At 44.5% G+C, this 11,911-nt stretch carries 11 protein-coding genes; 9 read left to right on the top strand and 2 right to left on the bottom strand.

All coding sequences use genetic code 11. The features are described 5' to 3' along the window. Positions 1-97: 97 nt before the first annotated feature. From G5B43_RS17735 to G5B43_RS17715, 5 genes are all read left to right on the top strand, one after another. Entirely contained in the window at positions 98-1,300 is a 1,203-nt protein-coding gene (locus G5B43_RS17735; protein ID WP_206367410.1) for a multidrug effflux MFS transporter, read from the top strand. Positions 1,301-1,373: 73 nt separating this feature from the next. Then, the gene (locus G5B43_RS17730) at positions 1,374-1,685 is read left to right on the top strand and encodes a hypothetical protein (protein ID WP_165296139.1); all 312 of its coding nucleotides are present in this window, start codon (positions 1,374-1,376) and stop codon (positions 1,683-1,685) included. Positions 1,686-1,712: 27 nt separating this feature from the next. Continuing rightward, complete coding sequence (locus tag G5B43_RS17725; protein WP_165296138.1) at positions 1,713-3,047, top strand: MATE family efflux transporter; 1,335 nt, start codon at positions 1,713-1,715, stop codon at positions 3,045-3,047. Between the two features lie 40 nt (positions 3,048-3,087). Continuing rightward, positions 3,088-4,077: an LLM class flavin-dependent oxidoreductase gene (locus tag G5B43_RS17720; protein WP_165296137.1), complete on the top strand. Its 990-nt coding sequence runs from the start codon at positions 3,088-3,090 to the stop codon at positions 4,075-4,077. Between the two features lie 67 nt (positions 4,078-4,144). Continuing rightward, entirely contained in the window at positions 4,145-4,945 is an 801-nt protein-coding gene (locus tag G5B43_RS17715; RefSeq protein WP_165296136.1) for an aspartate dehydrogenase domain-containing protein, read from the top strand. Here the strand turns inward: G5B43_RS17715 and G5B43_RS17710 are convergent. Together G5B43_RS17710 and proS are read right to left on the bottom strand one after the other, a co-directional pair. Beyond that, entirely contained in the window at positions 4,932-5,843 is a 912-nt protein-coding gene (locus G5B43_RS17710; protein WP_165296135.1) for an NAD(P)-dependent oxidoreductase, read from the bottom strand. The two genes, G5B43_RS17715 and G5B43_RS17710, sit on opposite strands and share 14 nt — an antisense overlap. A 51-nt stretch (positions 5,844-5,894) precedes the next feature. Next, positions 5,895-7,367 carry a proline--tRNA ligase gene (gene proS, locus G5B43_RS17705; RefSeq protein ID WP_165296134.1) on the bottom strand — a complete coding sequence of 491 codons (1,473 nt, stop codon included), beginning with the start codon at positions 7,365-7,367 and terminating at the stop codon, positions 5,895-5,897. A 181-nt stretch (positions 7,368-7,548) separates the two neighbouring features. Here proS and G5B43_RS17700 point away from each other — a divergent pair, with 181 nt between their 5' ends. The 4 genes from G5B43_RS17700 (at position 7,549) to G5B43_RS17685 (ending at position 11,749) form a co-directional block, all read left to right on the top strand. Next, positions 7,549-8,673 carry a hypothetical protein gene (locus G5B43_RS17700; RefSeq protein WP_165296133.1) on the top strand — a complete coding sequence of 375 codons (1,125 nt, stop codon included), beginning with the start codon at positions 7,549-7,551 and terminating at the stop codon, positions 8,671-8,673. A gap of 68 nt (positions 8,674-8,741) precedes the next feature. Continuing rightward, positions 8,742-10,292 (top strand): OmpP1/FadL family transporter, encoded by a 1,551-nt coding sequence (locus tag G5B43_RS17695; RefSeq protein ID WP_165296132.1) that lies wholly within the window; start codon positions 8,742-8,744, stop codon positions 10,290-10,292. Between the two features lie 132 nt (positions 10,293-10,424). Further along, positions 10,425-10,718, top strand: a complete 294-nt coding sequence (locus G5B43_RS17690; RefSeq protein WP_165296131.1) for a hypothetical protein — start codon at positions 10,425-10,427, stop codon at positions 10,716-10,718. Positions 10,719-10,747: 29 nt separating this feature from the next. Further along, on the top strand, positions 10,748-11,749 hold the full coding sequence (locus G5B43_RS17685) for a S41 family peptidase (protein WP_165296130.1): 1,002 nt from the start codon (positions 10,748-10,750) through the stop codon (positions 11,747-11,749). The last annotated feature ends 162 nt before the right edge of the window (positions 11,750-11,911 follow it).

The following is an 11,911-nucleotide window of genomic DNA, read 5'->3' as shown; positions in this document are numbered from 1 at the left end:
ATAAGATAGCAAATTTTGACAAAACTGGTAAATAATAGTTTGCATATTATCTTAATTTTGTACCGACGTTATCCCACGACAAAGAGAAATTCCACATATGAACATTAATGCCGTTTCCCGAAAAAAACGCTTTGCAATACTATTAACATTGGGGCTACTTGCTGCTATCGGTCCATTTTCGATAGACATGTATCTTCCCGCTTTCGAAACTATTGCCTTAAATTTCGAAACAACTTTTGAACATATACAGCTTTCGCTGACTTCCTTCTTTATCGGAATTGCTTTCGGTCAACTTATTTATGGTCCGCTGCTGGACAAATTTGGGCGTAAAAGACCGCTTCTTATTGGCCTTGTGATTTATATAGTAGCATCTATATTATGCGCTTATACGAAGGAGCCTAATCATCTTATTTTCTTGCGGTTTATGCAGGCGCTGGGCAGCTGTTCCGGCATGGTCGCTAGCCGAGCAATGGTAAGGGATATTTTTGAACCACGGGAAGCCGCCAAGGTATTCAGCATGCTGATGTTGGTGATAGGTATCTCCCCTATTGTGGCACCCAGCGTAGGAGCTTTTGTATTGACCAATTTTGATTGGCATATCATTTTTGTCATACTAGCCGTACTTGCCTTATTCATTTTCTTAAGTGTCATTTTTATTTTACCGGAGTCATATCAAGGCAATAAGGAAATGTCCTTGAGACCTCGGGCTATTATAACGGACTTTTGGCATGTTTTTCGAAATCCCACATTCCTTCTATACGCCGCTGTCGGTGGCTTTGCTTCGAGCGGACTTTATGCGTATTTGTCTGGTTCACCATTTGTGTTACAGCGTTTATTCGGTTTGTCCGAGGCTCAGTATGGAGCTGCGTTCGCGTTGGTCGCTTCCTCGTTGATCATAGCTACCCAGTTTAACCGTATTCTGCTAAACAGATGGGATAGCGCGGCGATTTCCAAAAAAGCAAGCGTTCTACAAGCGTCTGCAGGGATATTGCTCGTTATCATCACGTTAACCGGAGACATGAACCTCTATATACTGCTTGGACTGATCTGTCTATTCCTATGTAGTCAAGGCTTTATCTTTCCGAACACTTCCGCCTTAGCGTTAGCTCCTTTTGGAAGGCTTGCGGGCATTGCGTCAGCACTTCTAGGCTGTATTCAAATGGCATTAGGCGCACTGACTTCCGCTTCTGTCAGTTATTTCCATAATGGTTCGATGGTACCCATGGTTGCCGTTATGGGCGCCAGTGCGTCAATTGCCTGTTTAATATACCTCTCGGTTAAACGTCAAAGCCATACGTAACAACATCTATTTTTCGGACTTCCCCGACACGAAAACGCCAGAAACTATTTCTGTTGTTTTTTGTTCTTTAGATATGAGAAGTACACTAGATATTGATGTCACGTCGTTTTATCAAACGCAATTCAAAAGACTGAAATGGGCGCTGAACGATCAAACGGCAAACGGAACCGAAATCGCTATAGAAGAGGAATCACTAACGGATAAAAGCGATTTAAGGGGAGCTATGGAAGATCACATCGACCAGATAACCGCTGCTCTCCCGGAGGGACGTGGGCTGAATGATTATGAAGTTACCCTATCTTTTAGCTCAGAGGTGGAGGCCAGGCAGAAAGCGGAGTTTACCACAGTATTTAATGAATTCAATACGAGAGACGAATCGAATTAAAAAGTATTATGTAAGTTTGGGCGGGGTATGATCCATAAGAACTACATCCGCATTATTAAACTTGCATTTCCGGTTATTCTCGCAAATGCTTCCGTTCCCCTGTTGGGATTGGCAGATACTGCTGCTATCGGACAAACTGGGGCTGCTGTTGATCTAGGTGCCATCGCTTTAGCGTCATTGATTTTTAATTTTGTGTATTGGGGCTTTGGCTTTCTTCGGATGGGAACAACCGGTTTTATATCACAAGCCGCCGGAGCAAACGATGTCGACGAGACACACGCCTTACTGTTTCGAGCCGTGTTATTGGGCACAGGAATCGGCATACTTCTTATCGTATTCCAACAACTGATTGGTGAAACAGCTATTAACTTACTCAAGGCGAGCGATGAAATTAAATCCCTCGTGAGAGACTATTTTTACATCCGCATCTGGGGAGCTCCAGCCACCTTAATTACTTTCACCCTCCTGGGCGCACTCATCGGGATGGGCTGGACAAAACACCTACTATTCGTGCAGTTATTCCTTAACGGACTCAATATTCTACTGAACGTACTTTTTGTTGTAGGATACGACCTTGGTGTACGCGGTATCGCGTTAGGCACCATTATAGCTGAATGGTCTACATTGTTTTTTGCCACGTATCTACTGCTTAAAAAGATGCAGCTCCAAGATCTCTCAGGCCGCTTACAGCAGTTACGGCTCCGAATTTTAAACAAAAAGAAGCTCATCGAACTATTCAAAGTAAATGGCGATATTATGATCCGTACTTTGGCACTTCTTTGTGGCTTTGCCTGGTTTGCCAATCAAGGAGCTGATTTCGGTGATCAAATTCTAGCTGCCAACCATGTCCTACTCCAATTTGTATCGCTTTCCGCCTTTTTCCTGGATGGTTATGCCCATGTTGCTGAAATGCTGACGGGCAAAGCATATGGAGCAAAGGATAGACCTTATTTTATAGAGCAAGTACGACATTCCACTATCTTGGCGGGCATCACTGCCCTGATACTGGCGGGCAGTATATATGCACTGAGTGATTTGCTCATTCCGTTGCTTTCGAAAGATAAACATGTTCAAGCAATAGCTTCTGCGCACAGTCTATATGCAGCCATCTACATTGCATTATCTTTCGCCGCCTTCCAATTAGATGGCATTTTCATCGGCGTGACGAAAAGTGTAGAAATGCGAAATGCGACGTTGATGGCCTTATTTATTTTCATTAGCTCCGCGTTGTTGTTAACATCTCCATATGGCAACGTGGGCTTATGGGTTAGTTTTATTATTTATGTCTTTGCGCGGGCCGTTATGCTGGGAATATATTATCCGAGAATACTACGCGAAATGAGGAACGCGGTAATTACATAAGGATTACCATATTTCTTGTCAAAGCCTGTAATTTTGTGGCATGGAAAAAATTAAACTTTCGGCTTTGGATCTAGCAACTGTCTGCAAAGGGCAAAATGCACAGCAGGCTATTGTCAGAAGTGTGGAAGCGGCTCAATGTATTGAGGAATTAGGATACGAGCGTATATGGTTTGCAGAGCATCATAATATGGAACATATTGCCAGTTCCGCGACAGCTGTTTTGATTGGCCATATCGCGGGTAAAACCAACCATATCCGGATCGGTTCGGGAGGAATCATGCTACCAAACCATTCTCCTTTAGTTGTTGCCGAACAATTTGGCACGTTAGAGACATTATACCCCGGCAGGATCGATTTGGGACTGGGTCGTGCTCCCGGTACTGATCAAGTCACGGCGATGGCACTCCGTCGTAACAATCTGAACACGGCCTTTTATTTCAAGGACGATGTGCAGGCTCTCCAACAATATTTTGAAAACGATGATCCATCGGAAAAAGTACGTGCCTTTCCGGGTGAAGGATTGGATATTCCGATTTATATTTTAGGTTCCAGTACAGATTCTGCACACTTGGCTGCTGAGTTAGGTCTACCTTATGCTTTCGCTGCACATTTCGCACCGGCGATGCTCGCCCAGGCAGCTGAGATTTACAGAAGGGAGTTCAAGCCTTCTAGACATTTGAAAGAACCCTATTTCATTGCGTGCGTTAATATTATAGGTGCCGAAACAACGGAGGAAGCTGACTTCCTCTCTACCAGCCTACATAATATGTTTGCCGGCATTATCACAAACCACCGTCGTCCGTTGTCACCTCCCACAGAACAACCTATATACCACGGCATCCCCGAAATTGAAAGAGCCGTCCACAGCATGACAGCGTGTACTTTCACCGGAAATGAGAAAACGCTTAAACAAGATATTTATGATTTTGCCAAACGCTATCAAGTTAACGAAATCATGACAACAAATTATGTTTACGATAATCAGAAGCGTCTGGAATCGTTCCGTATCATAAAGGAAGCGTTAATATAGCGATAGGTTTAACCCAAAAGCAAAAAACGATTTTGCTTTGCTTGAAAAAAGCTGTATGTTGGACAACATGGAAAAAAAGACTTTAGCTATCGTTGGTTGTGGCAAATTGGCTACCCTTGTTGCGGACGCGTATAATGATAATTTGCTTCCGGAGTATGAATTGATTGCGACGTACTCCCGCAGCAAGGAAAAAGCACAATATATTGCCGATAAAGTAAACACAATAGATTCCGGATCAACCTGTACACCTTGTGCGTCGATTCAAGATGTTTTGGCAATGAAACCCGATTATATTATCGAAACCGCCTCTCCAAATGCCCTTAAGGAATTTGCGCTCGACGCTTTAAAAAACGGCTCATCTATCGTGACGCTCTCCATGGGAGCTTTTGCAGACCAGGCGTTTTATGAGCATGTTACGAAAACAGCAAGAGAAAACGGCACGAAAGTACACATCGCATCTGGTGCTATTGGCGGACTTGACGTTTTACGTACAGTTTCCTTGATGGGTAAATGCGAAGCAACGTTTCAAACCGAAAAAAGCCCCAATTCGCTGCGGAAATCATCCGTGTATCAGGAATCTCTCCAACACGAGAAAAAAAAGGTATTCGAAGGGAACGCTATCGAGGCCATTGCCCTTTTCCCGACCAGCGTCAACGTATCCGTAGCGGCATCGATTGCATCAGTCGGCCCTGAAAACATGCAGGTATCGATTACCTCTATTCCTGATTTTGTGGGAGATAACCACCGCATAGAGATCAAAAATGAACAAGTCCATGCGGTAGTTGATGTATATAGCGCTACCGCCCAGATTGCAGGTTGGAGCATTGTAAATACATTACGAAATATCGTTTCGCCTATTGTGTTTTAAGATAGTTTTCGATATTGGCCAGTACTTTCTCGCTCAGGCGTACAAACGCCTGGCGGGTACGGCCTACGGAAACTTGCATACAATGTACATTAGGATACGTCAAAAACTTCTCATCTCCCAAAGCAATTAAGGTATCGCAATAACAACGATTGTCCTGTTCTATCCATTTTTCAAAAGGCCCTTCGTCCCAAGCCGGCGAAAGTCCGGTATTGAACAGAATCTTCCGATCGCCCATTTCCGCGAACTCCTCTTCATGCATCAAAACAACACCACGATTTAAACAAGCAACGATAACTTCATTTTCTTTTAAGAGTTGCCTTAACGGCAAAAAGCGATAGCCTTTCTGTTTCGCATCTTCTTTTTCCGAACGTGCGAAATAGGAGATTTCTGCACCAAAGAAACGCAACGCATCTGCCACCATACCACCCGATTTACCTAACCCGACGATGCCAACTTTCGTACCGGTGATTTCGCGAGGCACGCCATCCCATGGCTCTTGCAGCACACCATCATTCCGAACACCAAAACCGTGCAAGCAACGCACGAGTTCGCTCACGACATATTCCACGACCCCCTCGTCTCCGTAATCGCGGACTCCTAAAACGGTAATACCTCTGGAATTCGCATACCGAATATCCACATTGGCGCTTTCGGGGCTGTACAATGAACAGCACATACCGATATATCTTACGTTAGGGCACTTTGCCAATGCATCCTCACCCAACCGAGAAATATAACTGATCAAAACAGCATCAGCGTCGCCAATCCGTAACGCCATCTCCTCTGCAGATTGTGGGCTATTGGGATAAAAAACGACTTCCTCGGCATAATTGGACAACGCCTTCTCTGCCGAGGGAATTAAATTTAATGGTTCAACAGCCACTATTTTTTTAAACATACTCTTGCTATCTCTTCGTAGAGACGTAGCATGCCACGCCCCTACATACCTTTAATACGCTTTCGCAAATAATACGCGCTTACCAGATGGCTTACCTGTAAAGATACAAACACCCGCTTCTTCCTTTGCGTCCAAAGGAATACAACGTATAGTTGCTTTCGTTTCTTCTTTTACGCGTTTTTCAGTATCTACCGTACCATCCCAATGACAGGAAATAAAACCTCCCTTGTTTTCCAATACATCTTTAAATTCTTCATAAGAATTCACCTCCGTAATGTGTTCGCTACGGAAAGACAACGCTTTATGATAAATGTTCTCCTGGATAATACCCAACAGGTTTTCGATGGTCACGGCAAGACCTTCCTGTGATACCGTTTCTTTGGTCTGGGTATCACGTCGTGCCAATTCCACCGTACCATTTTGCATATCACGCGCGCCAATTGCAACACGTAGCGGCACACCTTTCATTTCCCACTCGGCAAATTTAAATCCTGGACGTTGCGTATCCCGATCATCATATTTTATCGAGATATCCATGTCTTGCAATTCGCTTGTTAGCTTATTGACAAAACCATCGATGTTCGCCTTTTCTTCTTCAGTTTTGTAAATAGGAACGATAACCACCTGAATAGGAGCTAATTTTGGTGGCAACACAAGCCCTTGATCATCGGAGTGTGCCATAATCAACGCGCCCATCAAGCGCGTAGACACACCCCAAGAAGTCGCCCAAACGTGCTCCAATTTTCCTTCTTTCGACGTAAATTTCACATCAAAAGCTTTCGCAAAATTTTGGCCTAAGAAATGCGAAGTACCGGCCTGCAATGCCTTGCCATCTTGCATAAGCGCTTCTATACAATATGTTTCTAATGCTCCGGCAAAGCGTTCGTTTTCTGTTTTTACGCCTCGAATGACAGGAACCGCCAGTGTCTGTTCTGCAAAATCCGCATACACTTCCAACATCCGTTCAGCCTCTTCAATAGCTTCTTCACGTGTGGCATGTGCCGTATGTCCCTCCTGCCACAAAAACTCCGCTGTGCGCAAGAATAAACGGGTACGCATTTCCCATCGCACCACATTCGCCCACTGATTTACTAGAATAGGTAGATCACGGTAGGACTCAATCCAGCCTTTATACGTATTCCAGATAATCGTTTCCGACGTAGGTCGTACAATCAGTTCTTCTTCCAATTTTGCCGTTTCATCCACCACAATATTCCCATCACCATCGTTTTTCAACCGATAGTGTGTTACCACAGCGCATTCTGTTGCAAACCCCTCCACATGCGAAGCTTCTTTAGAGAAAAAGGATTTAGGGATAAATAAGGGGAAATAAGCGTTCGAATGCCCGGTATCCTTGAATTTCTTGTCCAATATAGCCTGCATGCGTTCCCAAATAGCGTACCCGTAAGGCTTAATGACCATACAACCACGAACGGCAGAATGTTCTGCCAGATCAGCCTTGACGACTAAGTCGTTATACCATTGTGAATAGTCTTCACTACGACTTGTTATACCTTTTCCCATTATTTATTTCAATTATTATTTCTGTATCAATTATTGTAATTTGTTCGTATTATTATAAAAACTTCGGGTAGCCCTAAAGTTTTATTCATATTTTTGGCATAGGATTAAACCCCTGTCTAAAAAACGGGTCTAAGATAATAAATAAAGACTGTATTAGCGAAGTTTAACAGTAGAGGATATCATGAAAAAAAATAGATTATTATTCGGTAGTTTGACACTTGCAGCCATCTTTGCGCTGAGCTCGTGCTCAACAAGCAGGCAGATCGCCCACCGAGACGATGTGTATAATAATCAATCCCAAGCTCCCGAAGATTACCTGAGTCCGGATTATTATTATACCGATGGAGAAGCGCAGGAGGAGCAATACGCGCAAAACGACTACTATGCTGACGAGTATTCCGATGAAGAATATGTAGAAGGCTTTGAGTATGACAACGATTTAGTATATGCGAACCGTATTAACCGTTTCTATTATGGAGCTCCAGGCATGCCTTATTTCGATCCTTGGTTTGATCCTTGGTATGGCTACGGAGGTTTTGGCCTCGGATGGTCTAGCTGGGGCTGGGGATCGGGCTGGTCTCTAGGTTTCGGATGGGGTCGCCCTTATTATGGTTTTGGTTGGGGATGGGGTAATCCTTATTACGGATATGGAAGCTGGGGATGGGGCGGATACCCGTATGCTGGCTGGGGCTATAACGCTTGGGGACACCCTTATTATGGATATGGAAATCATTATTACGGTGGAAACCGATATAGCGTAAGACCAGGCGGTGCGCCGTCACGTATTGGGGCCCGCGACGGATATAATACACGCGTAGGTAATACATCCCGCGTTTCCAACTCTCGTGTAACCCGAGATAGAAACGGACGTATTGTGACGGGAAGGACAAGTCGTGCCACGGCATCTGGTACACGTACCACACGTTCTGTTGGAAACACAAGCCGCGTGCGATCTGAAAACGGCAGAGTAACCCGAGGCACATCGAACAGATCAAACTCATCTCGTGTTAGCACACGCACACGCAGTACCACTAACAGAGAAGCCATAGGAAATCGAACGAGAACGACTACCCGACCAAATAGCGGTGTATCACGTTCGGGAACGTCTAGGACGACCACTCGTCCGACAACGCAGCGGTCTAGACCTACTACGACCCAACCGTCTAGACCAACGACACGAAGCACACCTTCGTACTCGCCTTCTAGAGGTTCTTCGGGCGGATCAATGTCAAGGGGTAGCAGCGGAGGTGGAATGTCCCGAAGCTCTGGTGGCGGAGGTAGTTCCCGCGGCGGAAGAACAAGATAATTTTAACAGATATTTATTGATATGATGTAGAGACGCGAGGTATGCGTCTCTACTCTTTAACACAGACTATGCGCTTAAAAAAAATACTTTTTACATCTTTATTAGTTTCAGGCATCGGTTTTTCTGCTTATAGCCAATCGCTTAGCAACGGGTTAATTTTTTCACAAGAAAACAATGGTGGTACTGCGCGATTCAAAGGGTTAGGAAATGCAAAAACAGCATTGGGGGGTGATATCAGTTCCATTACGGGGAATCCGGCAGGCTTGGGGTTCTTCGGCCAATCCGATATATCCATTACGTTCAACTACGACAATGCAGCCAATAAAGGCTCGTACTTTGGGAACAGTATCAGCAAGAACAAAGGCAGATTTGGTGTTGACCATGCTGGCGTTGTTTTCCACTTCCCCAAGAACGAAGGTTACCACGGCTGGCAAAATTTCAATATCGGGATAGGCTATGAAAACACCAATAGATTTTCGAACAATGTACGTTATGAAGGCATAAACCCAAACAACACCATCGTTAGTGCTTATACGGATGACATTGCACAGTTTGGAGATCAAGCTTTTGCTAGCAATTTATCCGGCGTGAAACTTATTGAAAGATTTGCCGACGCCGACCAAGGCTATTTCCCGATCACCAACGAGTCTGGAAATAAAGATCAGATCAGTGATATATTAACAACGGGCAACAGTTTCCGAACATCTTTGGCATTTGGTGGTAATTACAACAACGTTTTTTATATTGGCGGTAACATAGGCTTCACTTCTTTTATACATGAAAACTCGGCACAGTTCTCCGAATACGGTTGGACGAAAGATGCGGCGGCAGTGGCCGTTGATAACCCTAGCTCCAATTTCATAGATCCGACCCATCCAAATTACGAGTTTTTGGATGTAAATTACGAGATGCTGGACGATTACTACCAACGTTCGGAAGGATCGGGGGTTGATTTCAAGATCGGTGCTATTTACAAACCGGCTGTTGATTGGAACATCGGCGCCACCATTACCTCTCCCACTTGGTACACCATTGATCAATATACCGAGAGTTATATTGGTGTGGATTATTACGATGATGACAATGCTCAAGATCCATTTGATTATGGTGAAACAGAGTTTACAGACGATTTTAGCTATCGCTTGATTACACCCTGGAAATTTGGCCTTGGTGTGTCCAAGTTTTTTGGTCGTGGACTGGTTTCAGCAGATGCCGAATACGTGAATTATGCCAGTATTAAAATTAGAGATATTGGACGTGTAAATTCATCTGACGACGCTCTTTGGGACCAAGATTTCAAAGATGCTTATCAAGGTGTCGTTAACTTACGCCTAGGTGGCGAGTATCTAATTACCAATGCCATCAGTGGACGTGTGGGTATAAACTATTTCGGTAACCCGTACAAAAATGCCGATAACACACAGTACAGCGGTAGCTTAGGCTTGGGAACGAAACTTACAAATACGCTTTATCTCGATTTAGCCGTTGTACACTTCGTCAATGATTATAAAGTAAGTCCATACGTTATTAACGAAGAATTTTGGGGCAGCGCGAATCCCGTGGCAGATATCAAACATCAGCGCACTAATGTGGTGTTAACACTGGGTGCTAAGTTTTAATTTCCTTTTAAAAGTAAAGTTTTTTGGGCGATGCTAAAATCACCCAAAAAACTTCATATAAGATTAACGGTATATTTATAATTTTTGACGAACTTGTATCTCATGTTCGTCAGGGGATCAAACTGTTATGCTGTGCTTTTGATATGCATGTTGTTAGCCACTTCCTGCAAAAAAGACGCGCCGGATTTCCCCGCAGGCTCGTCAGAAGCTGTCAACGGCTGGATTCACGACCAGATGGAACAATATTATTACTGGTCGTCTGCACTTCCGCCAGCGGCCAATTATAACCATTCACCGAAGGATTTCTTCCAATCGCTATTGGTTAAAGAAGATCGTTTTTCCAGCATGATGCTATCCGGAAAAACCGACACCTACGGTACAACGCTATTAAACACGTTTGGCTTCGATTTATTCAGTTTAAAGTAGAAAACGCCACCATTTCGCTCATCAGCCATGTGGTACCTGGTAGCACCGGTGATAGACTTGGTTTACAACGCGGAGACACGCTGCAGCATATCAATGGACAATTACCTACGGAAAATAGGCTATCCGTTTGGTTACAACAGGCGACTCAGCAAACTAGTATCTTTCTTACGCTGGCTAATGGCACGACTTATACCCTGCCCGCTGCCTATATTTCTCAGCCAGTTATCTACCCTTCGGAGGTGTTTATGGCCGATGGGGATAACAAGGTTGGTTATCTGTTCCTAAGCCATTTCGACTTCTCTGGCGGCTACGATCTACTGAAAGCCATAGAGAAATTACAGACTAATGGCGTGCAAGAACTAATCCTTGATCTGCGCTATAACAGTGGCGGAAGCGTCGCTTTTGCTGCTTTTGTCGCATTGGCTTTAGCCGATGTACAGCCTAACGATGTGTTTGTGCATTACAAAGGCAACGGGCGCCTTCAAAATCTACAAGAAACGTTTGCACAGACACTGGCCAGACAACCGGATGGCTACAGTTTCGCCGCCACCAATGTACGCCAAAAAGGACTGGGATTCCGACGATTGCTGATTTTGGGTACTGGACACACGGCTTCCGCTTCCGAGATGCTTATCAACAACCTTCGTCCTTACATCGAAGTTATTCATATTGGTGGCTCTACCTACGGCAAGGATATGGCCAGCACAACGCTGACCACACCAGCATCTGTGGTTGGCACGAGCTCCGTGTGGCATATTCTCCCTATGATATACAATGCACAAGATCAAGGAGAATATCAGAACGGTCTGCAACCGCAATGGAAAATTGCCGAACACAACACGCTCTCCCTCTACCCTTTCGGCGACAAACGTGATGCACTGGTTGCCGAGGCACTTGCCCGTCTCCGGTGCGGAGAAGTGCAGGTTAAGTCCGAGATCAGGCATAGGGTAAATGGCACAGCAGAAGAACAATTATTGTTTCAGTCGGCACCTTATCTAGCTCAGCCGATCGAGATACAGACTATAAAGTAGTAGTTAAATAGAATTGATAATTCTCGAATAAGAATGCACCTGTCGTCTCGTTGAAGAATAGATCTATTGTAGATGCGATGCGCAAAAAAAGCGGCACCGACTGGTACCGCTTACCTACAACCCCACCATCATCCCACAAGCGTTCTCTTTTGTTGTTTAGTA

This window comes from Sphingobacterium sp. SGR-19 (assembly GCF_011043555.1).
Classification (GTDB): Bacteria; Bacteroidota; Bacteroidia; order Sphingobacteriales; family Sphingobacteriaceae; genus Sphingobacterium.
This window is presented reverse-complemented; position numbering and strand designations above follow the sequence as displayed.